This window comes from Cupriavidus pauculus (genome assembly GCF_003854935.1).
Classification (GTDB): Bacteria; Pseudomonadota; Gammaproteobacteria; order Burkholderiales; family Burkholderiaceae; genus Cupriavidus; species Cupriavidus pauculus_C.
In genome coordinates this window covers 925,984-950,796 of record NZ_CP033969.1, presented here as the reverse complement: position 1 = coordinate 950,796, position 24,813 = coordinate 925,984, and the positions used below count along the sequence as shown (strand labels likewise).

Annotated in this window: 19 protein-coding genes; all 19 read right to left on the bottom strand. The window is 66.2% G+C overall.

The window, feature by feature from the left end:
• Positions 1-142: 142 nt before the first annotated feature.
• Positions 143-4,105 (bottom strand): trifunctional transcriptional regulator/proline dehydrogenase/L-glutamate gamma-semialdehyde dehydrogenase, encoded by a 3,963-nt coding sequence (putA, locus tag EHF44_RS06005; protein WP_124682915.1) that lies wholly within the window; start codon positions 4,103-4,105, stop codon positions 143-145.
• 176 nt (positions 4,106-4,281) lie between these two features.
• Positions 4,282-6,618: a primosomal protein N' gene (locus tag EHF44_RS06000; RefSeq protein WP_124682914.1), complete on the bottom strand. Its 2,337-nt coding sequence runs from the start codon at positions 6,616-6,618 to the stop codon at positions 4,282-4,284.
• Positions 6,619-7,115: 497 nt separating this feature from the next.
• The gene (gene hemE / locus EHF44_RS05995; protein ID WP_124682913.1) at positions 7,116-8,207 is read right to left on the bottom strand and encodes a uroporphyrinogen decarboxylase; all 1,092 of its coding nucleotides are present in this window, start codon (positions 8,205-8,207) and stop codon (positions 7,116-7,118) included.
• 114 nt (positions 8,208-8,321) lie between these two features.
• Positions 8,322-9,278, bottom strand: coding sequence for an alpha/beta hydrolase (locus EHF44_RS05990; RefSeq protein WP_124682912.1), 957 nt, complete (start codon positions 9,276-9,278; stop codon positions 8,322-8,324).
• A gap of 815 nt (positions 9,279-10,093) precedes the next feature.
• The gene (locus tag EHF44_RS05985; protein WP_124682911.1) at positions 10,094-10,510 is read right to left on the bottom strand and encodes a F0F1 ATP synthase subunit epsilon; all 417 of its coding nucleotides are present in this window, start codon (positions 10,508-10,510) and stop codon (positions 10,094-10,096) included.
• A gap of 129 nt (positions 10,511-10,639) precedes the next feature.
• Entirely contained in the window at positions 10,640-12,043 is a 1,404-nt protein-coding gene (atpD, locus tag EHF44_RS05980; RefSeq protein WP_124682910.1) for a F0F1 ATP synthase subunit beta, read from the bottom strand.
• Positions 12,044-12,076: 33 nt separating this feature from the next.
• Positions 12,077-12,952: a F0F1 ATP synthase subunit gamma gene (gene atpG / locus EHF44_RS05975; RefSeq protein WP_124682909.1), complete on the bottom strand. Its 876-nt coding sequence runs from the start codon at positions 12,950-12,952 to the stop codon at positions 12,077-12,079.
• 70 nt (positions 12,953-13,022) lie between these two features.
• Positions 13,023-14,564: a F0F1 ATP synthase subunit alpha gene (gene atpA / locus EHF44_RS05970; RefSeq protein WP_124682908.1), complete on the bottom strand. Its 1,542-nt coding sequence runs from the start codon at positions 14,562-14,564 to the stop codon at positions 13,023-13,025.
• A 39-nt stretch (positions 14,565-14,603) separates the two neighbouring features.
• Positions 14,604-15,146: a F0F1 ATP synthase subunit delta gene (locus EHF44_RS05965; RefSeq protein WP_124682907.1), complete on the bottom strand. Its 543-nt coding sequence runs from the start codon at positions 15,144-15,146 to the stop codon at positions 14,604-14,606.
• A gap of 2 nt (positions 15,147-15,148) precedes the next feature.
• Entirely contained in the window at positions 15,149-15,619 is a 471-nt protein-coding gene (locus EHF44_RS05960) for a F0F1 ATP synthase subunit B (protein ID WP_124682906.1), read from the bottom strand.
• A 105-nt stretch (positions 15,620-15,724) separates the two neighbouring features.
• The gene (gene atpE / locus EHF44_RS05955) at positions 15,725-15,991 is read right to left on the bottom strand and encodes a F0F1 ATP synthase subunit C (RefSeq protein ID WP_124682905.1); all 267 of its coding nucleotides are present in this window, start codon (positions 15,989-15,991) and stop codon (positions 15,725-15,727) included.
• Between the two features lie 62 nt (positions 15,992-16,053).
• Complete coding sequence (atpB, locus tag EHF44_RS05950; protein ID WP_124682904.1) at positions 16,054-16,923, bottom strand: F0F1 ATP synthase subunit A; 870 nt, start codon at positions 16,921-16,923, stop codon at positions 16,054-16,056.
• Positions 16,924-17,206: 283 nt separating this feature from the next.
• Positions 17,207-17,734 carry an ATP synthase subunit I gene (locus tag EHF44_RS05945; RefSeq protein WP_124682903.1) on the bottom strand — a complete coding sequence of 176 codons (528 nt, stop codon included), beginning with the start codon at positions 17,732-17,734 and terminating at the stop codon, positions 17,207-17,209.
• A 399-nt stretch (positions 17,735-18,133) separates the two neighbouring features.
• On the bottom strand, positions 18,134-19,027 hold the full coding sequence (locus tag EHF44_RS05940; protein ID WP_124682902.1) for a ParB/RepB/Spo0J family partition protein: 894 nt from the start codon (positions 19,025-19,027) through the stop codon (positions 18,134-18,136).
• A gap of 32 nt (positions 19,028-19,059) precedes the next feature.
• Positions 19,060-19,833 carry a ParA family protein gene (locus EHF44_RS05935; protein ID WP_124682901.1) on the bottom strand — a complete coding sequence of 258 codons (774 nt, stop codon included), beginning with the start codon at positions 19,831-19,833 and terminating at the stop codon, positions 19,060-19,062.
• An 86-nt stretch (positions 19,834-19,919) separates the two neighbouring features.
• Entirely contained in the window at positions 19,920-20,627 is a 708-nt protein-coding gene (rsmG, locus tag EHF44_RS05930) for a 16S rRNA (guanine(527)-N(7))-methyltransferase RsmG (protein WP_437340315.1), read from the bottom strand.
• On the bottom strand, positions 20,628-22,583 hold the full coding sequence (gene mnmG / locus EHF44_RS05925) for a tRNA uridine-5-carboxymethylaminomethyl(34) synthesis enzyme MnmG (RefSeq protein ID WP_124682900.1): 1,956 nt from the start codon (positions 22,581-22,583) through the stop codon (positions 20,628-20,630).
• Positions 22,584-22,807: 224 nt separating this feature from the next.
• Positions 22,808-23,686 carry an N-formylglutamate amidohydrolase gene (locus tag EHF44_RS05920; RefSeq protein WP_124685008.1) on the bottom strand — a complete coding sequence of 293 codons (879 nt, stop codon included), beginning with the start codon at positions 23,684-23,686 and terminating at the stop codon, positions 22,808-22,810.
• Between the two features lie 9 nt (positions 23,687-23,695).
• Positions 23,696-24,712 carry a Bug family tripartite tricarboxylate transporter substrate binding protein gene (locus EHF44_RS05915; protein ID WP_124682899.1) on the bottom strand — a complete coding sequence of 339 codons (1,017 nt, stop codon included), beginning with the start codon at positions 24,710-24,712 and terminating at the stop codon, positions 23,696-23,698.
• Between the last annotated feature and the right edge of the window lie 101 nt (positions 24,713-24,813).

Here is a 24,813-nt window from a genome sequence, read left to right as displayed (position 1 = left end):
ATAGGGTGCCATATGGTGCCGGTGTCGGCATATTTGCGGGCCGGCGTTGGCAGCACCGGCCCGTTCCTGGGTTGCGCGGCAGGGTCGGGATCGCCGGCCCCCGCCACGCGCTTCATGTGACCACCCGCGTGAGGCCGGAGCCTCAGCCGATCGTCATCAGACTTGCGTTGCCGCCCGCCGCCGCCGTGTTCACGGACAGCGAACGCTCGATCAACAAACGCTCCAGCGCGATATTCGGTTCACCCTGGGCCAGGCCCTGGACGCCGACGATCGGGCCGGGGCGCGTGGCCACCTGCTCGCAGACGGTGCGGAGCTGGTCGGAATCACCGTGGTGCAGCACCGCGTCGAAGCCGATATCCGTGCCCTGCCAGTCGGAAACCACGCGGACGCGCGATTGTACTGCGGCAGGCAGCCGCGCCAACAGGGCCTTGGCCACCGGTGTGTCAGTCCACAACGCCTCGGAGCCCACCGCCAGCACGGCGGCAAGCTGCAGCGCCAGGTCGGCGTCGGTCTGGGCCAGGCACAGCACCCGCTCACGCGGCAGCAGCGAGTAGGTGTTGCGCTCGCCGGTCGGGCCCGGCAGCGTCACCGACATGCCCGAGGCCGAGGCGGCGGCAAAGCGCTCGCAGGCGTCGGCCACGTCCGGCAGGTTGCCCTGCGCCCAGCCCTTCAGCGCGGCCAGCGCGGCGTTTTCCGGGGCCGGCGGCGTGGCGCCGCCCATGTCGGACGTGCGCACGCCGCGCACCACGGCGTCCTGCGGGCAGACCGACAGCAGGCGATGCAGGTACAGCGGGCCGCCCGCCTTCGGGCCGGTGCCGGACAGGCCCTCGCCGCCAAACGGCTGCACGCCCACCACGGCGCCCACGATGTTGCGGTTCACATACAGGTTGCCCACGTGGGCGCGGTCCACGATATGCGCGATGGTCTCGTCGATCCGGGTGTGGATGCCCAGCGTCAGGCCGTAGCCGGTGCTGTTGATCTGGCCGATCATCGTGTCCAGCGCGGCCCGCGGGAAGCGCACCACGTGCAGCACGGGGCCGAAGACCTCGCGCTTGAGTTCGTCGATCGAGTCCAGTTCGATCAGCGTCGGCGGCACGAAAGTGCCATGGCGGCACGCCCCCGACTGCACCACGTTCGGATCGGCCTGGTGCACGCGGCGCCCCTTGGCGCGCATGGCCTCGATATGGCGGACGATGTTGCCGCGCGCTTCCTCGTCGATCACCGGGCCCACGTCGGTCGACAGCCGGTCGGGGTTGCCCAGCGTCAGTTCGCCCATGGCGCCCTTGAGCATCTCGACGATGCGGTCGGCCACGTCTTCCTGCAGGCACAGCACGCGCAGCGCGGAGCAGCGCTGGCCGGCCGAATCAAAGGCCGAGCTGACCACGTCGCCCACCACCTGCTCGGCCAGCGCCGACGAGTCGACGATCATCGCATTCTGGCCGCCGGTCTCGGCGATCAGCGGGATCGGGCGGCCAGCGGCGTCCAGCCGGCCGGCGACATTGCGCTGGAGCAGGCGCGCCACTTCGGTCGATCCCGTGAACATCACGCCCTTGACGCGGGCGTCGCCCACCAGCGCGGCGCCCACGGTCTCGCCGCGGCCCGGCAGCAACTGCACCGCGCCGGCCGGCACGCCCGCCTCGCGCAGCAGGCGCACGGCGGCGGCGGCGATCAGCGGCGTCTGCTCGGCCGGCTTGGCCAGCACCGGGTTGCCGGCGGCCAGCGCGGCCGCCACCTGGCCGGTGAAGATCGCCAGCGGGAAGTTCCACGGGCTGATGCAGACCACGGGGCCCAGCGGGCGGTGCGTATCGTTCGAGAACGTCTCGCGCACCTGCACCGCGTAGTAGCGCAGGAAGTCCACCGCCTCGCGCACTTCGGCAATCGCGTTAGAGAACGTCTTGCCGGCCTCGCGCATGATGATGCCCATCAGCGACTGCATCTGGGCTTCCATCAGGTCCGCGGCGCGTTCCAGCGCGGCGGCGCGCACCTCGGGCGGCGTGGCCTGCCAGATCGGCGCCACGTTCACGGCGGCCGTCAGCGCGGCTTCCACCTCGGCCGGCGTGGCCTCGCCCACCTGCCCCACCACGTCGCGGTGGTCGGCCGGGTTCAGCACCGGTTCCAGCCGGGCGTCGCCGCGCGGCACATCGGCGCCCAGCAGCGGCTCGGCGCGGTGCGTCTCGCTGGCGCCGGCCAGCAGCGCCGACGACAGCGACGCCAGGCGGTGCTCGTTCGACAGGTCGATGCCGGCCGAATTGGCGCGCGCCTTGCCGTACAGCGTGCGCGGCTGCGGAATGCGCGGGTGCGGCAGGCCCAGCGCGCCCTCGGTCTTGTGCATCTGCTCGACCACGGCCACCGGGTCCGCCACCAGCTCGTCGAGCGGAATCGTGTCGTCGGCAATCCGGTTCACGAACGACGTGTTCGCACCGTTTTCCAGCAGCCGGCGCACCAGGTACGCCAGCAGCGTCTCGTGCGTGCCGACCGGGGCGTAGATGCGGCACGGGCGGCCGAACTTGCCGTCCGCCTTGGTGCCCACGATCTGGTCGTACAGCGGCTCGCCCATGCCGTGCAGGCACTGGAATTCGTACTGGCCGGGATAGTAGTTCTGGCCGGCGATCTGGTAGATGGCCGACAGCGTGTGCGCGTTGTGCGTGGCGAACTGCGGATAGATCGCGTCCGGCACCGACAGCAGCTTGCGCGCGCAAGCCACGTACGACACGTCGGTGTACACCTTGCGCGAATAGACCGGGTAGCCTTCCAGGCCGTCCACCTGGGCGCGCTTGATCTCGCTGTCCCAGTACGCGCCCTTGACCAGGCGGATCATCAGGCGGTGGCGGCTGCGGCGGGCCAGGTCGATCAGGTAGTCGATCACGAACGGGCAGCGCTTCTGGTAGCCCTGTACCACGAAGCCGATACCGTTCCAGCCGGCCAGCTCAGGCTCGAAGCAGAGCCGTTCGAGCAGGTCCAGCGAGATTTCCAGGCGGTCGGCTTCCTCGGCGTCGATGTTGATGCCGATGTCGTACTGGCGCGCCAGCACGGTCAGCGACTTCAGCCGCGCGTACAGCTCGGTGATCACGCGCTCGTGCTGGGCGCGGCTGTAGCGCGGATGCAGCGCCGACAGCTTGATCGAGATGCCGGGGCCTTCATAGATACCGCGGCCGCGCGACGCCTGGCCGATCGCGTGGATGGCCTGCTCGTAAGACGCCAGGTAGCGCTGGGCATCGGCCTCGGTCATGGCGGCCTCGCCCAGCATGTCGTACGAATAGCGGAAGCCTTCGGCCTCGTACTTGCGCGCGTTGGCCAGCGCCTCGGAGATCGTCTCGCCGGTCACGAACTGCTCGCCCATCAGGCGCATCGCCATGTCCACGCCCTTGCGGATCAGCGGCTCGCCGCCCTTGCCGATGATGCGCGTCAGCGCCTTCGACAGCCCGGCCTCGGTGTGCGTGGCCACCAGCTTGCCGGTCAGCAGCAGGCCCCAGGTGGCGGCGTTGACGAACAGCGACGGGCTCTGGCCCAGGTGCGACTGCCAGTTGGCGCCGCTGATCTTGTCGCGGATCAGCGCGTCGCGCGTGGCCTTGTCCGGAATGCGCAGCAGCGCCTCGGCCAGGCACATCAGCGCCACGCCTTCCTGCGACGACAGCGAGAATTCCTGGATCAGCCCCTGCACCAGGCCTTCGCGGCCGGTGCCCACCTTCTGCTCGCGCAGCTTCTGCGCCAGCGCCTTGGCCATCTTGATGGCGGCCTCGGCCTGCGCCTGCGGCAGCCGGGCCTGCTCCAGCAGCACCGGCACGCACTCGGTCTCCGGGCGGCGGTAGGCCGAGGTGATGGCCGCGCGCAGCACCGACTGGGGCTGGATGCTCTGGGCGAATTCAAGGAACGGCTGCGGCATCGCGTCGGCCTGGGCGGTGTCGCCGGCGTCGGCGCCATCGCCATCGGCCAGCGCGGTGGCGCCCGCTTCGTGCGGCATGTGGCCGCGTTCCACCTGTTCCAGATACGTGAAGATGGCCTGCTTGATCAGCCAGTGGGGCGTGCGGTCGATCGATTGGGCGGCGCGTTTCAGGCGTTCGCGCGAAGCATCGTCGAGCTTGACGCCAAGGGTGGTGGTGGCCATGCGGGCAGTTCTCCAGCGGATCTCGGGAAAGTCGGGAGGCAGCCTGGGCGATGCGCGCGCGCAAGCCGGCCAGGCTGCCGGATTGGCGCGATCTTACTCTCGCTGAATTACTAGGTGCAACCTAGTGCAACCCCTAATCTCCGGGCGGCGCGGGCAGGTTGCACTGACGCAACATTTCAGATGCGCAGCGGGTCGATTTCGAGCTGCCAGCGGACGCCCTTGACCCGCGTGGCGACGTCGTCGAAGGTGGGTACCCACTCGCTGACAAAGCGTTGCAGCACCGGGCGCGACGCCGCTTCCACCAGCATCTGGGCGCGTTCCTTGTTGAACAGCCGCACCATCGACATCGGCACCGGGTCGTGCAGTTGCACCTCCAGCGCCATCGGACACGACTCGGCGTGCTCGCGCGCCGCCTTCAGGAAGTCCAGCGCCCGCTCCAGCTGCCCGTGCTCGGCGGTGACCAGCACCTGGTACGCAAACGGTGGCAGGCCGGCCTGCCGGCGCTCGCGCAGCTGGCTGGCCGCGAATCCATCATAGTCATGCCGCGCCAGCGCCTGCAACGCGGGGGCGTCCGGATAGCGGGTCTGGATCATGACCTCGCCGCCCAGCCCGGCGCGGCCCGCGCGCCCGGACACCTGCATCAGCGACGCGAACAGGTGCTCGGCGGCCCGGAAGTCGTGGCTGAACATCGCCGCATCGGGGTGGACGATGCCCACCAGCGTCACCCGCTGGAAGTCGTGGCCCTTGGCGACCATCTGGGTGCCCACCAGGATGTCGACCTCGCCGGCATGCACGTCGTCGAACATGGCCTGCGCGCTGCCCTTGCGGCGCGTGGAATCGGCGTCGATCCGCGCGATCCGGGCCTGTGGAAAACGTGTGGACAACGCTTCCTCGATGCGCTGCGTGCCGCGCCCAAGCGGCGCAATATCCACATTTCCGCAATCGGGACAATGGTGCGGCACCGGCGATTCGAGGCCGCAGTGGTGGCAGCGCAGCCGCCGCTCGGGACGGTGCAGCACCAGGTACGCCGAGCAGCGCGGGCAGCCCGACAGCCAGCCGCAGCTATCGCACGCCAGCACGGGCGCGTAGCCGCGCCGGTTCAGGAACAGCAGGCTCTGCTGGCCACGGTCCAGCCGCTGCTGGATCGCATCGAGCAGCGGCACCGACAGCCCCTCGAACAGCGGACGCTGCCGCTGGCGCTCGTGGTTGAGATCGATCAGCCGCACCACGGGCAGCGCGGCATCGGCCTGCGCGCGCTCGCGCAGCACCAGCTTGCGATAGGCGCCCTGCTCGGCCCGCTGCCACGTTTCCATCGACGGCGTGGCCGACCCCAGCACCACGGGAATCCCGAGCTGGTTGGCCCGCCACACGGCGAGGTCGCGGGCGGAGTAGCGCAGTCCCTCCTGCTGCTTGTAGGACGTGTCGTGCTCCTCGTCCACAACGATCAGCGCCAGGTGCGGCATCGACGCCATCACGGCCATGCGGGTACCCAGCACGATGCGGGCTTCGCCACGATGGGCGGCCAGCCATTGCAGGCTGCGCTCCTGGCCGGCCAGGCCGCTGTGCAGCACGGCCAGCGGCATGTGGGGGAAGCGCTCGGCGATCCGGGCCTGCAACTGGGGGGTGAGATTGATCTCAGGCACGAGCATGAGGACCTGCGCCGCGGGGTCGGCCGCCAGCCGGGCGGCGATGGCGTGCAGGTAGACCTCGGTCTTGCCGCTGCCGGTCACGCCATGGAGCAGGAAAGCTGTGTATCCGGCTGCGGCGCCGATGGCGTCGACCGCCTGCTGCTGCTCGGCGTGGAGTGCGGGCGACGGCGACGGGGCCCGGCTGGCGTCGGGCTCCAGCAGCGGCCGGTCGGCGTGGCGGCACACGATCCAGCCGGCGGCCAGCCATTCCTCCAGCCGCTGCGGGGCGGCGGTGCACAGCGCGCGGGCGTCGGCCAGGCGTACCCAATCCTGCGTGCCGGCGGTGGCGGACAGCGCGTCAGCCAGCGCGCGGACGCTGCGCGCCCGGGCCGGCACCGATTCGACCAGCGCCTGGGCTTGGTCGGCGTGTACCTGATACTGCGTGGTCCGGGCGCGCTGGCCCAGCCGATCCCAATGCTCGGCCTCGCGCAGCGACGGCGGCAGCGACGGCAGCATCACTTCGCCGAGCCGGCGGTGGTAATAGCGCGCGGCAAACCGGGCCAGCGCCATCCATCCCGTGCTGAGCGGCGGCATCCAGCCGATTCGGGATGCGATAGGACGAATCTTGTCCGCGGGGACATCGGAGTGGTCGGCCAGCGCCACCGCTACCCCGACCGCCTGCCGCTTGCCGAACGGCACGACCACCAGTTCGCCGGGCTGGATGTCGAGATCGCCAGCCAGGTAATCGAAGCAATCGTCGGCCGGGGTATCGAGCGCGACACGAACGATAGCCGGGCGCTGATCGGGCGCAAGGTCGGTCGTCGGGCCGTTCGTTGTCTGTAAGGTATTCGCCACAGTGGCGGCGTCCGCCGGACCCGCGCTCATGGCCGCACCCCGGCCTGGTGCAGCGCTTTTGCGCCGGCGTTGTGCACGCGCGCAGTGGGCGAAAGAGGGGCGAAAGACGGTGTGCGGCGCAGCATCAACTTAAAGTAAAACTTCAAATGTGACCCTAAGTCGATGATCCACGGACGGTTTTCCAACCCTACCATCGGGCCTGTGGATAACTTTGTTGAAAAGTCGCATCGACTTCCCGCCAAGGCGCTTGACACAAGGCTTTCATCGACCTGGCACCCTGTGTTGCAGAAGATTCAAATCCTTATGAATCAACAACTTGCAAACACCCCCCAACTGAGTTAAGGGGTAACCCGCTCGTGCAGTGCCGCAAACCTATCGGTGTGCATAAGTCAAGCCTTGACAACAAGCCCCGGGCACCTTTTTGGCGAAAAGCGGTGAAATAGTTTACTTGACAGCGCGCCCGCAGCGCCTCTCGCGACACTGCGGCGCCCGTACCCATCACATCGCTGCGGCGCGGGGAAAGCGGTTCAGGCGGCCATGCCGCGCAGCCGGCGGCTGTGATTGTGGACTTCGTCCACCAGGACCGACACGTTTTCCGGCGGCGTGAACTGCGAGATACCGTGGCCCAGGTTGAAGATGTGACCGTCACTGCCCCCGGCGGCGGCGTAGCTGTCCAGCACGCCGCGCACTTGTTCGCGGATGGCGGCTTCGGGGGCGAACAGTACCGTCGGATCGATATTGCCCTGGAGCGCCACCTTGCCCTCGGTGCGGCGGCGCGCCTGGGTCAGGTTGACGGTCCAGTCGAGGCCGATGGCGTCCGGTTCAATCGCGGTGATCTGTTCGAGCCAGATGCCGCCGCCCTTGGTGAAGACGATGACCGGGATCTGCTGGCCGTCATGCTCGCGCTTCAGGCCCTGCAGCACGCGCCGCATGTAGGCCAGCGAGAACGTCTGGTACATGCCGTCGGCCAGCGCGCCGCCCCAGGTGTCGAACACCATCACGGCCTGCGCGCCCGCTTCGATCTGGGCATTCAGGTAGGCCGACACGGCCTGGGCGTTGATGTCGAGGATGCGGTGCATCAGGTCCGGGCGGCCGTACATCATGGCCTTGACCGTGCGGAAGTCGTCCGAGCCGCCGCCTTCGACCATGTAGCAGGCCAGCGTCCACGGGCTGCCCGAGAAGCCGATCAGTGGCACGCGCTGCTTGCCGTCCTGCACCAGCGCACGGCGGATTTCGCTGACCGCGTCGAATACGTACTGCAACGACGACATGTCGGGCACCGCCAGTTTGGCCACGTCGCCCTCGGTGCGCAGCGGATGGGCAAAGCGCGGGCCCTCGCCCTGCGCGAACGACAGCCCCAGGCCCATGGCGTCCGGCACCGTGAGGATGTCCGAGAACAGGATCGCCGCGTCGAGCGGATAGCGGTCCAGCGGCTGCAGCGTGACTTCCGTGGCGTACGCCGGGTTCTTGGCCAGGCCCAGGAAGCTGCCGGCGCGGGCGCGCGTGGCGTTGTACTCGGGCAGGTAACGGCCCGCCTGGCGCATCAGCCACAGCGGCGTGTATTCGGTCGGTTGCCGGCGCAGCGCGCGCAGGAAGGTGTCGTTCTGCAGTACGGTCATGGTCATCCTCGTAAGACCGCCATTCTACGGGAAGGCCGCTGCATGCAGCCGTCCACGGGGATGATGGCCGTCATATCCGCGCCGGCTTTCGGCGATGCCTCGCCGGGCTGGATTTCAGGCGTCGTCGAAGCTCGCCACGAAGGCCTGCGCGGCGCGGCGCATCCATTCGCGGGCGCGCGGCGCTTCCGGTTGCAGCCGGGCAAAGCCGTGGGTCATGCCGCTGGCTTCGATCGTGATGACCGGCGCGTCGTGGCGGACCAGGAAATCGGCATAGGCCAGGCCGTCGTCGCGCAGCACGTCGTTCGACGCCACTATCACCACGCTGGCCGGCGGCAGGCAGGCGGGGGGCGTCGCCATCAGGCAGATGCGCGGGTCGGACTGGTCGGCGCCCAGCGCCAAGGCATCGGCGCCGATGTACTGCGTCCAGAACCACGCCATCTCGTCGCGGGTCAGGCCGGGGCCGTCCGCGAAGGCGCGGTAGCTTTCGGTGGTCAGCACCGGCGCGGTCACCGGGTAGATCAGCAGTTGCGCGTTGACGATGTGACGGCCGGCGGCGTCGTTGATATGCCGCGCCGCGGCGGCTGCGAGGTGGCCGCCGGCGCTGTCGCCGGCCACGGCCAGGAAGTCGGCCGCCATGCCGAGCGATGCGCGCGCATCGGCCAGCCATTGCACGGCGGCGATGGCGTCATCGCAAGGGGTCGGGAAAGGCATTTCGGGCGCCAGCCGGTAGTCCACGCTGGCCACTGCGCACCCGGTATCGGCTGCCAGCAGCGCGGCCACCGTGTGGTGCGTGGCCGGCGATCCGACCACCCAGCCGCCACCGTGGAAGTAGACGATCAGCTTCGGGCTGGCTTCCCCGGCGGGACGGAACAGGCGGACGGGCAGCGACGTGCCGCCGGACGGGATGGCGAGATCCTCGACAGTCATGCCGTCCGGATCGGGTAGCTGGGACTGGGCCGCCACGTCCTCAAAACGTGCGCGGCGTTCGGGCGCGGTCACGGCGGAGGGCTGGCCGGCATAACGGTCCGCCATCTGGCGGTAATAGGATTGCAGCTGGGGATCGATGGCCATGGAGATGCGAGCTTGGGTGCAAACGTCCGCCAGTGTAGCGGCGGCCACCCTTGTCCGCGATCAGAAACGGCTGGCGCGCCGTTGCGAGTCACCGTTTCAAATCGTAACGCTGAATGCGCTACCGAACACACTTCTGCAAAACACGTTTCTGGCATCCCACGAAAGTAGGGAATGACTTAAGCGGACACGGAAAAAACGTAATGTATTCAGTACACTACGAATTAAATGTCTTAACATTTCGACTGTAACCGCCGGCGAACTCTCGCCGTGAAAACGCTTTCAAAATCGAATAAATGTGTTCAAAACGCCGGCCGCTTACTCGCCGGCCTTTCATCTACTTGCAAAACGATACATTTTGTTACTGCCACACCCGGAAGTTTCCCCCACAATGCATTGACAGACCAGCGCTTGGTGTGAGGCACCCCCGCCGCTAAAGCCTTAAATAATAAGGGGTGTGGAAGAAAGCCTGAGCAGTGCCCCGATTTACCGGATCAGACATTTCGTGCAAATGCCTGATCCGGCACTAGGAAGACCGGTAGCGCGTGGCTTGAGGTTCCGAGCATGGAATCTCGCCAGAATATACGGACGCAAAGTTCCGTTGCGCTTGTAAGTGAATCCTGGACCGAACCCGTTCCTTCGAATTGACCCCTCGAAGGGATTTTCCCGTCCGCGCGGAGCCTCCCCGGCCCGCGCGCTTTTTTTTGTGGTCCAGGCACAGAAATATAGCGTTTGGAAAATAAAAAAGGCAGCCCGTTGGCTGCCTTTTTTAATGCCTCGCCGAAAAAACAACAGCGCGGCGGGCCTGCGTAACGCGCTTACTTCTTGCGGCGCAGGCGGGCGATTGCGGCGAGCTGGGCAGCGGCGACGGCCAGTTCGCTCTGGGCGCGCGCCAGGTCCAGGTCGCTGCTCTGGTTCTGCATCAGTTCCTCCGCAGCACGCTTGGCTTCCTGAGCCTTGGCTTCGTCCAGGTCGCCGCCGCGAATCGCGGTGTCGGCCAGAACGGTCACGTGCTGAGGCTGGATTTCGAGAATGCCGCCGGCAACGAATACGAATTCCTCGCTGCCGTCTTCCTTCTCGATGCGCACGGCACCCGGCTGGATGCGCGTGATCAGCGGCGTGTGGCCGGGCAGGATACCCAGTTCACCCGTCTCGCCGGGCAGCGCCACGAACTTCGCCTGACCGGAGAAGATCGACGCTTCCGCGCTGACGACGTCTACAAGAATGGTTGCCATATAAGATCCTTTCTCCAGAAAGCGTTGGCTCCCTGCACATCAGGAAGCCTGTGTCCCGCCTTCACGCTGGCCGCGGCGCCGTGCCTGGGCACGACCGCCGCGACGCCGCGCGAAAGCGAAAGACGCCGCTTACTGAAGCTTCTTGGCCTTCTCGAAGGCTTCGTCGATCGAACCGACCATGTAGAACGCCTGCTCGGGCAGGTGATCGCACTCGCCATCGACCAGCATCTTGAAACCACGGATGGTTTCCTTCAGCGGCACGTACTTGCCCGGCGAACCCGTGAACACTTCGGCCACGTGGAACGGCTGCGACAGGAAACGCTGGATCTTCCGGGCGCGGGACACGGCCAGCTTGTCTTCCGGCGACAGTTCGTCCATGCCCAGAATCGCGATGATGTCGCGCAGTTCCTTGTAGCGCTGCAGGGTCTGCTGCACGCGGCGGGCCACTTCATAGTGTTCCGTGCCGACGATCTGCGGATCGAGCTGGCGCGAGGTCGAGTCGAGCGGGTCGACGGCGGGGTAGATACCCAGCGCGGCGATGTCACGCGACAGCACGACGGTCGAGTCCAGGTGCAGGAAGGTGGTGGCCGGCGACGGGTCGGTCAAGTCATCGGCAGGCACGTACACGGCCTGGATCGACGTGATCGAGCCAGTCTTGGTCGACGTGATCCGCTCCTGCAGCTTGCCCATTTCTTCAGCCAGCGTCGGCTGGTAGCCCACGGCCGAAGGCATACGGCCCAGCAGTGCCGACACTTCGGTACCGGCCAGCGTGTAGCGGTAGATGTTGTCGACGAAGAACAGGATGTCGCGGCCTTCGTCGCGGAAGCGCTCGGCCATCGTCAGGCCGGTCAGCGCCACGCGCAGACGGTTGCCCGGCGGCTCGTTCATCTGGCCGAACACCATGGCCACCTTGTCGAGCACGTTCGAGTCCTTCATTTCGTGGTAGAAGTCGTTCCCTTCACGGGTACGCTCGCCCACACCGGCAAACACCGACAGACCGCTGTGCTGCTTGGCGATGTTGTTGATGAGCTCCATCATGTTCACGGTCTTGCCGACGCCGGCGCCACCGAACAGGCCCACCTTGCCGCCCTTTGCGAACGGGCACACCAGGTCGATCACCTTGATGCCGGTTTCCAGCAGGTCCACCGACGGCGACAGTTCGTCGAAGCGCGGGGCCTTCTGGTGAATCGCACGCTTTTCATCGGCGGCGATCGGGCCGGCTTCGTCGATCGGGCGACCCAGCACGTCCATGATGCGGCCCAGCGTACCGTGGCCAACCGGCACCGAGATGGGGGCGCCGGTGCTCTTCACCGACATGCCGCGGCGCAGGCCGTCCGACGAACCCAGGGCAATGGTACGCACCACGCCGTCGCCGAGCTGCTGCTGCACTTCGAAGGTCAGACCCTTCTCGGCGAACGACTTGTCGTTGCCCTCTTCGAGCACGAGCGCGTCGTACACCTTCGGCATTGCGTCGCGCGGGAACTCGATGTCCACCACGGCGCCAATGCACTGCACAATATTTCCGATACTCATTTCGTATCTCCGATAGCTTGAATTCTTGACGCCTTAGACCGCCGCTGCGCCGCTGACGATTTCCGACAGTTCCTTCGTGATCGCGGCCTGGCGGGTCTTGTTGTAGACCAGCTGCAGTTCGCCAATCACGTTCTTGGCATTGTCGGAAGCCGCCTTCATGGCCACCATGCGCGCCGACTGTTCCGACGCCATGTTCTCGGCCACGGCCTGGTACACCAGCGCCTCGACGTAGCGGACGAGCAGCTCTTCCACAACCGTCTGGGCGTCGGGCTCGTAGATGTAATCCCACGAGTAGGCGCGCTTTTCATCTTCGGTCTGGTTCAGCTTGTCTGCCGCCAGCGGCAGCAGTTGCTCGACCACCGGCTCCTGCTTCATCGTGTTGATGAACCTGGTATAGGCCAGGTACACCGCGTCGACTTCGCCGTTGGTGAAGGCGTCGAGCTGGACCTTGATGGCGCCGATCAGCTTTTCCAGATGCGGGGTGTCACCGAGGTGCACAACGTTCGAGACCACCTTGGCGCCGATACGGCCCAGGAACTGCATCCCCTTCGTACCGATCGCGGTGGCCTGGACGGCCACGCCACGGTTCTGCAGGGTCTTCAGCTCGTTGGTCACCGCACGCAGCACGTTCGTGTTCAAGCCGCCGCACAGGCCCTTGTCGGTCGTCACCACGATCATGCCGGCGCGCTTGACGTCGCGGCCAATCATGAACGGATGCTTGAACTCGGGGTTGGCGGTGGCCAGGTGCGCGGCGATATTGCGCACTTTCTCGGCGTACGGGCGGGCATTGCGCATCCGTTCCTGCGCCTTGCGCATCTTGGACGCGGCGACCATTTCCATCGCCTTGGTGATCTTGCGCGTGTTCTGCACGCTCTTGATCTTGGTTCGAATCTCTTTCGTTCCGGCCATATCTTTCCTCTCCATTCGTGCCGCGCCGTCAGCCTTGCGGCGTCACGGCGCGGTCCGTGGAATCACGCGGTTAGAACGCGGCGGACTTCCTGAAATCCTCGATCGCGGCACGCAGGGCGGCTTCGTCGTCCTTCGACAGATCCTTGGTCTCTTCGATGCGGTTGACGAGGTCGGCGAACTTGGTCTTCAGGTGGTCGTGCAGGCCCTTTTCGAACGGCAGGATGTCCTTCACGTCGACGTTGTCGAGGAAGCCATTGTTCGCGGCGTACAGCGACGCGGCCAGTTGCCACACCTGCAGCGGCTGGTACTGCGGCTGCTTGAGCAGTTCCGTCACGCGGCGGCCGCGCTCCAGCTGCTTGCGGGTGGCATCGTCCAGGTCCGAGGCGAACTGCGCGAACGCAGCCAGTTCACGGTACTGGGCCAGGTCGGTACGGATACCGCCGGACAGCTTCTTGATGACCTTCGTCTGGGCTGCACCACCCACGCGCGACACCGAGATACCGGCGTTGATGGCGGGACGGATACCGGCGTTGAACAGGTCGGTTTCCAGGAAGATCTGGCCGTCGGTGATCGAGATCACGTTGGTCGGCACGAACGCGGACACGTCGCCGGCCTGCGTTTCGATCACGGGCAGCGCGGTCAGCGAACCGGTCTTGCCGGTCACGGCGCCGTTCGTGAACTTCGACACGTAGTCCTCGTTCACGCGCGCGGCGCGCTCCAGCAGGCGCGAGTGCAGGTAGAACACGTCGCCCGGGTAGGCTTCGCGGCCCGGCGGGCGGCGCAGCAGCAGCGACACCTGGCGGTAGGCCCAGGCTTGCTTGGTCAGGTCGTCATAGACGATCAGCGCGTCTTCGCCGCGGTCGCGGAAGTACTCGCCCATCGTGCAGCCGGCGTACGCGGCCAGGTACTGCATGGCGGCCGAGTCCGAAGCCGAGGCGGCCACGACGATGGTGTATTCCATCGCGCCGTTTTCCTCGAGCTTGCGCACGACGTTCGAGATCGTCGAAGCCTTCTGGCCGATTGCCACGTACACGCAGAAGACGCCCTTGCCCTTCTGGTTGATGATGGCGTCGACGGCCACGGCGGTCTTGCCGGTCTGGCGGTCGCCAATGATCAGCTCGCGCTGGCCACGGCCGATCGGCACCATCGCGTCGATCGACTTCAGGCCGGTCTGCACCGGCTGGCTCACCGACTGACGTGCGATCACGCCCGGGGCGACCTTCTCGATCACGTCCGTTTCCTTGGCGTTGATCGGGCCCTTGCCGTCGATCGGCTGGCCCAGCGTGTTGACCACGCGGCCCAGCAGTTCCTTGCCCACGGGCACTTCCAGAATGCGGCCGGTGCACTTGACCGTATCGCCTTCCGAAATGTGTTCGTACTCGCCCAGCACCACGGCACCCACCGAGTCACGCTCGAGGTTCAGTGCCAGGCCAAACGTGTTGCCCGGGAATTCCAGCATCTCGCCCTGCATCACGCCGGACAGGCCGTGCACGCGGCAGATACCATCGGTCACGGAAATCACCGTGCCGGTGTTGCGCACTTCAGCGTCGGCGCCAAGACCCGAGATGCGGGACTTGATCAGCTCGCTGATTTCTGAGGGGTTCAGTTGCATCACAATGCTCCTAATTCTTCAATCCGTCGGCCGTTGCGGTCAGGCGGTCAGCGTGGCTTGCATGGCAGCCAGGCGCGCGCGCACGGAGGTGTCGAGCACTTCGTCGCCGACCTTGACGCTCACGCCGCCAATCAGCGACGGGTCCACCGCCACCTTTGCGTACAGCTTGCGGCCGAACTTGCGTTCGAGTGCGGCGACCAGTTCCTTCGTCTGCGAATCGTCCAGCGGGTAGGCGCTGGTGATCTCGACGTCGGACGAACCCTCGCGGGCGTTCTTGAGCGCATGGAACTGCTCGGCGATTTCCGGCAACACCGTCAGGCGGTTGTTTTCCACCAGCAGCTTCACGAGGCGGCGAGCCTCGTCGTTGACCGGGCTCTTCAGCACCGACAGGAACACCTGCTCGAGCTTGTCGCCCGGCACGTTCGGATCGGTGGCGAGCGCCTGCATGTCGGGGTTGGCGGCAACCTGCCCCATCTCCGACACCAGTTCGGACCATGCACCCAGGTTGCCTGCACCGGCTTCGCTCGCGACGCGGAACAGCGCCTCGGCGTAGGGACGGGCAATGGTTGCGGTTTCAGCCATGATTAGAGCTCAGCCTTGAGTTGATTGAGCAGGTCGGCGTGCACCTGCGCGTTCACTTCACGCTTGAGGATCTGCTCTGCACCCTTCACGGCCAGCACGGCAACCTGGTCGCGCAGCGTTTCGCGTGCGCGGGTCACCTGCTGCTCTGCCTCGGCCTTGGCCTGGGCGATGATGCGTGCGGCTTCTGCCTGGGCGTTCTGCTTGATCTCGTCGGCGGCGGCCTGGGCGCGCTTTTCGGCGTCGGCCACGCGCTGTGCGCCTTCGGTGCGGGCTTCGGCCATGGCCTGGTCCACACGCTTGTTGGCGAGTTCAAGCTCCGCCTTGCCCTTTTCGGCAGCGGCGAGGCCATCGGCGATCTTCTTTGCGCGTTCGTCGAGCGCCTTCACCAGCGGCGGCCAAATGAATTTGGCAACAACCCACCACAGGATGAAGAACACGACCATCTGCGCAAGAAACGTTGCGTTCAGATTCATGGTGTGTTCCTTTCGGTAATCAAACTACAGATAAATGCACAAGGGCGGCCAGGCCATCGGACTGAGGCCTGCGCCGCCCGTCAGCATCATGCAGACCGAAAAGACTTACTGAATGACCGACAGCAGCGGGTTGGCGAATGCGAACAGCATTGCAACGCCCACACCGATCAGGAATGCAGCGTCGATCAGGCCAGCCAGCAGGAACATCTTGGTTTGCAGCGGGTTCATCAGCTCGGGCTGACGTGCGCAGGCTTCGATGTACTTGCCACCCATCAGGGCGATACCCAGGCAGGCGCCGATAGCGCCCAGACCGATGATGATGCCGATACCGATAGCGGTCAGACCCTGGATGTTGGCGAGAAATGCTTGCATGATGACTCCTTTAATTTAGAGAGACTTAGAACCAAAAAACCAAAAAACGAAGAACCGGAAAATCAGTGGTGATCGTGAGCCTGGCCGATGTACACCAGCGTCAGCATCATGAAGATGAAGGCCTGCAGCAGCACGATCAGGATGTGGAAGATGGCCCAGACGGCGCCAGCAATCACGTGACCGACGAAGCCCAGTGCGGACAGGTCCGCGCCGAACGTCCAGATCGAACCCAGCAGCGCGATCAGCAGGAACACCAGCTCGCCGGCGTACATGTTGCCGAACAGCCGCATGCCCAGCGACACGGCCTTGGCCAGGAACTCGATGATGTTCAGGACGAAGTTGAACGGCGCCAGGTACCACTTGGCACCGAAGGGGGCCGAGAACAGCTCGTGCGCGAAGCCGCCGACGCCCTTGATCTTGAAGCTGTAGTAGATCATCAGCACCAGCACCGAGCACGACATGCCCAGCGTGCCGTTCAGGTCGGCCGTGGCCACGGCGCGGTGGTGCGGCAGGTGGATGTGGAAGATGCCCAGCACGTGGTTCAGGCCGGTGACCCAGTCCACGGGGATCAGGTCGATCGCGTTCATCATGGTGATCCAGCAGAACACCATCAGCGCCAGCGGGGCGATCCACGAGCGGTCGCCGTGGATGATGCCCTTGGCCTGGTCGTCGACCATCTCGACGATCATTTCCACGAAGGCCTGGAAGCGGCCCGGCACGCCGGCCGTGACGCGGCGGGCGGCCATGTAGAGGAACAGCAGTGCGATGACGCCGCACAGCACCGACCAGAACACGGTGTCATAGTTGATGACACTGAAATCGACCACGGACTGCTGCTTGCCGCCGACCGAATTAAAGTTCTGCAGGTGTTCGGCGATATAGCCTGAGGGTGTGAGCACGTGCCCTGCGCCTTGCGTAGCTTCAGATGACATGTTGAAACGATCGGTATATTGCGAAATCTGCGTTGCCGGCGACCGCCCTGGCGGCCTACCGGTATGAGACTTGCCTGGGCCTTCGGTCACATGACCGGTCACCGCCGCGGCAAATCCTTCGTATTGTTCAGGGCAAAACCTTGCTCACGCAGCGCTGCACCGTTGTGACGCCCTGCGCGTTGAAACCTTGATATTCCGGATGGGTGCCTCATCTGAGACCGAACCCCAAGCCGTGGCCCTGCCTTGCGGCGTGGCCCGGGCGACGGGATTCGCGACTCTCCGCCTAGCGGATCGCGAGCGCCACCCAGTAAGTCTTGAGCGCCAGCAGGAACGTGACCAGCAGCGGCACCCATCGAAGCTCGCGGTACAGCACGATCACCAGCACCAGCAGTGCCACCGTGCCGAAGACCTTGATCGCCTCGCCGGCCACCAGGCCGCCGACCGACGGCTGCGCGCGCGACATGTACAGCCGCAGCGCGAAGAAGCCGCTCGGGACGAAACACGCCATGCCGCCGAAGAAGGCCGACCAGCCCGAAGGCCCCGGCGCCCCGGCGAACATCGCCCAGGCCAGGGCCGACAGCAGCGTGACCACGATCTGGGCCACCACGACCTTGCCCGGTGTCATCCGCGACGGGCGCAACGCGCGCTCGCCCAGCAGCCTCACCGCCTCGGCATGCGACAGCGGATCGACAGCTTCGTCCTCGCGCTCGGCGTTATCATCCCAGTCGTCTCGCCAATCGTCGTGACGACGACTGCCGGGGGACGCCGGGCCGGCTTGCGAATATTCCTGCTGACGGTCTCGAACCACCACCTGCCTAGCCTCGTTCCAGGCCGGAACTTTTCGTCGCCGGCCAGAATTCAAACCGCACGATTCTATTAGCAATCGCCAAGACGAGTCAATCTGCTTTCAGTTAGCTTGCAGTGAATTTCGCACAACGGTTGCTATCACGCCTTCATGATGGATGGTGGGATATTGCGCGGCAATGACGCGCAACGTAATCGGATTGCGCGCGCCCGAGCGGGCATGATGGTGAATCGGCCGTCACTGGACCCGGCCCCGGCGTGCACCGCATTGCGACACGCGCCGGGCGCCGTTCGGTTATCGCGCAGATTCATGCCGCGGCATGGTGCACGCTGGCGTGCCTGTCGCGCCGGGCCGACAGGCCACCGATTCCACCTGTAAAACGATTGCCGTATACCGTGGAAACGGCTAGGCGTTGGCCGCCGGCTCGCGCAGCCGCGTCAACACGCCGTCCAGCGCGTCGTTGTTGTTGAAGTGGATGGTCAACTGGCCCTTGCCGCGCGCGCCGAGCTTGATCTGCACGGCCAGCCCCAGCGCGTCGGACAGTTCCTCTTCCAGCCGCGCCACGTCGCGCGTGCCGTTGCCCTGCTTCTGCTTGAGCGACTTCAGGTCGAACGGCTTCAGCGTCGAGGCGACCAGCTTTTCCGTCTCGCGCACCGACAGCCGCTTGTTGACGATCTGGTTGGCCAGCGTGATCTGGTTGGCGCCGTCGACGGCCAGCAGCGCCCGCGCGTGCCCCATGTCCAGGTCGCCCGCCATCAGCATGGTCTGCACCGGCGCGGCCAGGTTCAGCAGCCGCAGCAGGTTCGACACCGCGCTGCGCGAGCGGCCCACCGACTCCGCGGCCTGCTCGTGCGTGAAGCTGAATTCGCGGATCAGCCGCATGATGCCCTGCGCCTCTTCCAGCGGATTGAGGTCCTCGCGCTGGATATTCTCGATCAGCGCCATGGCGGCCGCGGCCTCGTCGGCCACGTCCTTGACCAGCACCGGCACCTTGTCCAGCCCGGCGAGCTTCGACGCGCGGTAGCGGCGTTCGCCGGCGATGATCTCGTAGCGATCCGGCTCGGCCACGCGGCGCACCAGGATCGGCTGCATCAGGCCCTGCGCGCGGATGCTGGCGGCCAGCTCCTGCAGTGCGCCCTCGTCCATGCGCGTGCGCGGCTGGTACTTGCCCGGCTGAAGCTGATTGACGTTGAGCACCGACGGCAGCCCTTCCTGCCGCGCCGTCTCGACGATCTCGGCCGGCCCGCCGAGCAGTGCTTCCAGTCCCCGGCCCAGCCCCTTCTTCTTAGCGGTCACCATGCTCGCCACCCTTCCCTGTCAGTTCGTGCCGCTCAACCGAGCTGGCGGACGCGCGCGATCATCTCCGCGCCGAAATCGAGATACGCCTTGGCGCCCTTGGAGGACGCATCGAATGCCACGCCGGGCATGCCGTACGACGGCGCCTCGGCCAGCCGCACATTGCGCGGGATCACGGTCTTGAAGACCTTCTCCGCGAAATGCGCCTCAAGCTGGGCCGACACCTGCTGCTGCAGCGTCACGCGCGGATCGAACATCACGCGCAGCAGGCCAATCACCTTCAGGTCGCGGTTCAGGTTCGCGTGCACCTGTTTGATCGTGTTGACCAGGTCGGATAGCCCCTCCAGCGCGAAGTACTCGCACTGCATCGGCACGATCACGCCGTGCGCCGCGCACAGGCCGTTCAGGGTCAGCAGCGACAGCGACGGCGGGCAGTCGATCAGCACGAAGTCGTACTGGTCGTCCACCTCGGCCAGCGCCTGCTTGAGCCGGCGCTCGCGCTGGTCCAGATCCACCAGTTCGACTTCGGCGCCGGCCAGTTCGCGGTTGGCCGGCAGCACGTCGTAGCGTCCGGCTTCCGACCGCTGGCGCGCCTGCGGCACCGACGCCAGCCCCAGCAGCACCTGGTACACGCTGTGTTCCAGCGACTGCTTGTCGATGCCCGAGCCCATCGATGCGTTGCCCTGGGGATCCAGGTCGACCAGCAGCACCCGCTGGTCCTGCGCGGCCAGACCGGCGGCCAGGTTCACCGTCGTGGTGGTCTTGCCCACACCACCCTTCTGGTTGGCGATCACGAATACCTTGGCCATAAGCGCTAGCAGCTCCTGTTTGCCCAGTTTTTCGCCACTCATATTCATCAGATGAATGACATTTTCAAATTTACAGCTTTGACGATTCAACGTCGTGATATGGCGACGATGTGCCGCTCCGCATCCAGCTCTGGTACGTTGAGCTTGGTCACGGCTTCCACCTGCCACGTTTCCATCAGCCCCGCCGCGGCCATGCGGTCGATCTCGGCCTGCGGATAGACACCCTTCATCGCCAGCAAGCGGCCGCCCGGTGCCACCAGATGGCCGGACAGGTTCACGAAGTCGGTCAGCTCGGCAAACGCGCGCGACGTAATCACGGCGTACCCGGCGGCATCCTCGATCTTCTCCACAGGCCCCCAGTGTGCAGCCGCATTGGTCAGGCGCAACTGGGCGCGACACTGGGTCAGGAAAGCGGTCTTTTTCTGGACGATGTCGACCATCAACACCGACACGTCCGGGCACGCGATGGCCAGCGGCATGCCCGGCATGCCGCCGCCCGAGCCCACGTCCAGCACCCTGCCCCGCGCAGCGTCGGGTACGGATGCGACGCGCGCGGCGTCGGCCAGCGCCGGCACGGCAGCCAGCGAGTCCAGCAGGTGGTGGGTCAGCATCTCGTCAGGATGACGGATGGCGGTGAGGTTGTAGACGCTGTTCCATTTGCGCAGCAGCGTCAGGTACGCGAACAGCGTGTCGACCTGGGTTGGCGACAGCGCCAGCCCGATCGCATCGAGCCCCGCTTCAAGACGCTTGCGCTGCGCCGCCTCGTCGGTCACGGTGTAACGGTAGCCACCCACTCAGGCAGCCTCCTGACCGTCACCGGACTTTGCTGCCGCCGGCGCGGCGCGCCCCATGCCCTTCTTCTTCAGGTGGACCAGCAGCAGCGAGATCGCCGCCGGCGTCACGCCCGAGATGCGCGAGGCCTGGCCCAGCGTTTCCGGCCGATGCTGGTTCAGCTTCTGGCTGACCTCGAAGCCCAGCCCGCGCACCTCGGTGTAGTCAAAGTCCAGCGGCAGCCGGGTGGCCTCGTTGGCTTCCAGCTTGTCCACCTCGGCTGCCTGGCGCGCGATATAGCCGTGATACTTGATGCCGATCTCGATCTGCTCGCGGATCTGCTCGGCCAGCATGGCATCGTCGGCCAGCGGTGCCTCGGGGGCGTACTTGCCGTCCTGCATGGCGACCAGCGCCTCATAGCGGACTTCCGGGCGGCGCAGCAGATCGGCCAGCGAGTATTCACGCTCGATGGCCTTGCCCAGCAGCGGCACGGCGTCGGCTTCCGGCAGCAGCGTCGGGTTGACCCAGGTACTCTTGAGCCGCTCTGTTTCACGTGAAACAGCGTCGCGCTTGCGGTTGAAGGCGTCCCACCGGACGTCGTCCACCACGCCCAGCTCCCGGCCCACTTCGGTCAGGCGCATGTCGGCGTTGTCTTCGCGCAGGCTCAGGCGGAATTCCGCCCGGCTCGTGAACATGCGGTACGGCTCGGTCACCCCGCGCGTGATCAGGTCGTCGACCAGCACGCCCAGGTATGCCTGGTCGCGGCGCGGTGTCCAGGCATCGCGCTCGCGCACGTAGCAGCCAGCGTTGATCCCGGCCAGCAGCCCCTGCGCGGCAGCTTCCTCGTAGCCGGTGGTGCCGTTGATCTGGCCGGCGAAGAACAGGCCCGAGATCGCCTTGCTTTCCAGCGACGCCTTGAGCCCGCGCGGGTCGAAGTAGTCGTACTCGATGGCGTAGCCCGGGCGCAGGATGTGCGCGTTCTCCATGCCTCGGATCGAGTGGACGAGATCGAGCTGGACGTCAAACGGCAGGCTCGTCGAGATGCCATTCGGGTAGAACTCGTTGGTCGTCAGCCCTTCCGGCTCCAGGAAGATCTGGTGGCTTTCCTTGCTCGAAAAGCGATGGATCTTGTCCTCGATGCTAGGACAGTACCGCGGCCCTACCCCTTCGATCACGCCCGTGTACATCGGCGAACGGTCCAGGCCGCCCCGGATGATGTCGTGCGTACGGCTGTTGGTATGGGTGATCCAGCACGGCAGTTGCTGCGGGTGCTGGGCGGGGTTGCCCAGGAAGGAGAACACCGGCACCGGATCCAGATCGCCCGGCTGCTCTTCCATCACCGAAAAGTCGATGGTGCGGCCGTCGATGCGCGGCGGCGTGCCGGTCTTCAGGCGGCCTTGCGGCAGCTTCAGCTCCTTGAGCCGCGCGGACAGCGAGACGGCTGCCGGGTCGCCGGCACGTCCGCCCGTGTAGTTGTCCAGCCCGACGTGGATCTTGCCGTCCAGGAACGTACCGGCCGTCAGCACCACGGCGCGGGCCCGGAAGTCGATGCCAGCCTGGGTACGGGCGCCGACCACGCGGTCGCCCTCGACCATCAGGTCATCCACGGCCTGCTGAAACAGCATCAGGTTCGGCTGGTTCTCCAGCCGCGTGCGGATGGCCTTGCGATACAGCACCCGGTCGGCCTGGGCGCGCGTCGCGCGGACGGCCGGCCCCTTGCTGGAATTCAGAATCCGGAACTGGATGCCCGCCTCGTCGGTGGCGGCAGCCATCGCGCCGCCCATGGCGTCCACTTCCTTGACCAGATGCCCCTTGCCGATGCCGCCAATCGACGGATTGCAGCTCATCTGGCCCAACGTTTCGATGTTGTGCGTGAGCAGCAGCGTCTGGCAGCCCATCCTTGCGGCAGCCAGGGCGGCTTCGGTGCCGGCGTGACCACCGCCGACGACTATGACGTCGAATTCTTTCGGGTAAAGCATGGGACACCTCCTCCGGGAGGCTGGGCGGGAAAATACGGGATGCCGAATTATAGCGGCAATCGATTTGGGATCGTCGGCCGTGGCAAGTGTTTCACGTGAAACATGGGCGCCAAGGTATGCCGGCGGCACAAAGCGTGTTCCACGTGAAACACCATCCGGAAACAACAAGGCCCCGTTTGCACGGGGCCCTGCCCTACCGTCGATGTTTCACGTGAAACGTCTCGTTAAAGCTGCGCGCGGATATAGGCGGCGAGCTGGCCGGAAAGCGTAGCCAGGTCACGCTGCAGCGCAGCGAAATCGGCATTCGGCACCTTGGTCGCCTCGTCCATATAAAGCGGCCGGCGGATCTCGATCTGCAGGCTGTTGCGCCGCTCGGCCGGACGGCCCATCTGGGCAATCAGTTGCACACCCTTGTACGGGTCGTTGCGCGCCACCGTGTAGCCCATGGCCTTCAGCCCGGTCTCGACCACATCGACCAGCCCCGGCTCGCAGGTGGTACCGTCCCGGTCGCCCAGCACGAAGTCCGCCAGCGGATGCGGGCTGTCGATCTTGAGCCGCGCGTAGGCGTTGTTCGGCATCGAGTGCAGGTTCAGGTGCCAGACCGCGCCAAAGCGCCGGTGCGCCGCCTCCACCGCCTCGGACAGCGCGGCGTGGTACGGCCGGTAGTAGGCGTCGATCCGGCGCTGTACCTCGGCTACGGTCAGCAGGCGGTCGTAGATCGGCGTGGTCGCGTCCAGCCGACGCCAGATCAGGCCGTAGCCCAGCCGCGTCTTCTCGCCCGGCGACAGCAGCGTCGGCCACGGCGACACCAGCAGCTCGGGGTCCAGGTCGTCCAGCGTCCGGTTCGGGTCGATGTAGACGCGCGGGAAGGTGGCGCCGATCAGCGTGCCACCCACCTGGGGGATGGCGGACCACAGCGTGTCGATATGGGTATCCTCGCCGCCGCGCAGCCGCTCCAGCGGCACGGCCGCGCCGAAATCCAGCGGATAGTGGGTGCCGCTGTGCGGCGAGTCGCATACCAGCGGCAGCGCGTCGGCTTGCGGCAGGGCCAGCGTGAACGGGCCGGCCGGGGCGTCGCCCTGCACCGCCTGGGCTTCGATCATCGTCATCGCTCAGTCCAGGCGGATATTGGCGGCCTTGGCCACGCGGGCGTAGCGGGCCATCGCCTGCTGGATCTGCGCCTTGAACTGGTCCGGCGTGGTCGGCACCAGCGTGCCGCCCGATTCCTCGATCTTGCGCTTGAACTCGGGGTTCAGCATCGCCTTGTGGATGGCGGCGTTGAGCTTGTCGACCACCGGCTGGGGCGTGCCGGCCGGCGCGACGATGCCGAACCAGCCGCCGTCGCCCATGTCCTTGTAGCCCAGCTCGGCGTAGGTCGGCACGTTGGGCAGTTGCGGAGACCGCTGCGCGCCCAGCACGGCCAGCGCGCGCAGGCGGCCGGCCTTGACGTGGGGCAGCGTGGTCGACAGGTTGTCGGTGATCGCGGTCACCTGCCCTGCCAGCGCGTCGTTCAGCGCCAGGCCGGCGCCCTTGTACGGCACGTGCAGCAGGTCGATCTTGGCCAGCATCATGAAGTTCTCGATGTTGGCGTGGCCCAGCGATCCGGCGCCCGGCGAGGCAAACGTGTACTTGCCGGGGTTGGCCTTGGCCAGCGCCACGAATTCCTGCATCGTCTTGGCCGGCACGCTCGGATGCACGGCGAACACGCTGGGGATGGCCGCTACGTTGGTGATCGGCGCGAAATCCTTGATCGGGTCATAGCCGAGCTTCGGATAGACGGCCGGGTTCGAGCCGTGTGTGCTGACCGTGGCCATGCCGATGGTGTAGCCGTCCGGCGCGGAGCGCGCCACCTGCTCCATGCCGATGGAGCCGCCCGCCCCGCCCTTGTTGTCGACCACGATGGTCTGGCCCAGCTCGCGCCCGGCGTACTCGGCCACCAGGCGGGCCGACAGGTCGGTGGTGCCGCCGGCCGCAAACGGCACGATCAGGCGGATGGGCTTGGTCGGGTAGGTAACCTGCGCCGCAGCCGGCAGGGCCACACCGCCAAGCGTGGCGATCACGGCTGTGGACAACACTGTGGAAAACACCAGCCGGCGACGCTGCGCGCGGCAATTCTGGGCTCGCTTCATGGCAAACACTCCTCGATTTATCGTTGTCGAATCTGGGTATCGAGCAGCGAGTGTCGGAGAGTTTACCGGTCCGACACAAACGACTATATTGCACGCTTCCA

Excerpts from the sequence above, each read along its gene's own strand:
- putA (WP_124682915.1), bottom strand. The coding sequence starts at position 4,105 with ATGGCCACCACCACCCTTGGCGTCAAGCTCGACGATGCTTCGCGCGAA.
- EHF44_RS06000 (WP_124682914.1), bottom strand. The coding sequence starts at position 6,618 with ATGAGCGCGGGTCCGGCGGACGCCGCCACTGTGGCGAATACCTTACAG.
- hemE (WP_124682913.1), bottom strand. The coding sequence starts at position 8,207 with ATGACCGTACTGCAGAACGACACCTTCCTGCGCGCGCTGCGCCGGCAA.
- EHF44_RS05990 (WP_124682912.1), bottom strand. The coding sequence starts at position 9,278 with ATGGCCATCGATCCCCAGCTGCAATCCTATTACCGCCAGATGGCGGAC.
- EHF44_RS05985 (WP_124682911.1), bottom strand. The coding sequence starts at position 10,510 with ATGGCAACCATTCTTGTAGACGTCGTCAGCGCGGAAGCGTCGATCTTC.
- atpD (WP_124682910.1), bottom strand. The coding sequence starts at position 12,043 with ATGAGTATCGGAAATATTGTGCAGTGCATTGGCGCCGTGGTGGACATC.
- atpG (WP_124682909.1), bottom strand. The coding sequence starts at position 12,952 with ATGGCCGGAACGAAAGAGATTCGAACCAAGATCAAGAGCGTGCAGAAC.
- atpA (WP_124682908.1), bottom strand. The coding sequence starts at position 14,564 with ATGCAACTGAACCCCTCAGAAATCAGCGAGCTGATCAAGTCCCGCATC.
- EHF44_RS05965 (WP_124682907.1), bottom strand. The coding sequence starts at position 15,146 with ATGGCTGAAACCGCAACCATTGCCCGTCCCTACGCCGAGGCGCTGTTC.
- EHF44_RS05960 (WP_124682906.1), bottom strand. The coding sequence starts at position 15,619 with ATGAATCTGAACGCAACGTTTCTTGCGCAGATGGTCGTGTTCTTCATC.
- atpE (WP_124682905.1), bottom strand. The coding sequence starts at position 15,991 with ATGCAAGCATTTCTCGCCAACATCCAGGGTCTGACCGCTATCGGTATC.
- atpB (WP_124682904.1), bottom strand. The coding sequence starts at position 16,923 with ATGTCATCTGAAGCTACGCAAGGCGCAGGGCACGTGCTCACACCCTCA.
- EHF44_RS05940 (WP_124682902.1), bottom strand. The coding sequence starts at position 19,027 with ATGGTGACCGCTAAGAAGAAGGGGCTGGGCCGGGGACTGGAAGCACTG.
- EHF44_RS05935 (WP_124682901.1), bottom strand. The coding sequence starts at position 19,833 with ATGGCCAAGGTATTCGTGATCGCCAACCAGAAGGGTGGTGTGGGCAAG.
- mnmG (WP_124682900.1), bottom strand. The coding sequence starts at position 22,583 with ATGCTTTACCCGAAAGAATTCGACGTCATAGTCGTCGGCGGTGGTCAC.
- EHF44_RS05920 (WP_124685008.1), bottom strand. The coding sequence starts at position 23,686 with ATGATCGAAGCCCAGGCGGTGCAGGGCGACGCCCCGGCCGGCCCGTTC.
- EHF44_RS05915 (WP_124682899.1), bottom strand. The coding sequence starts at position 24,712 with ATGAAGCGAGCCCAGAATTGCCGCGCGCAGCGTCGCCGGCTGGTGTTT.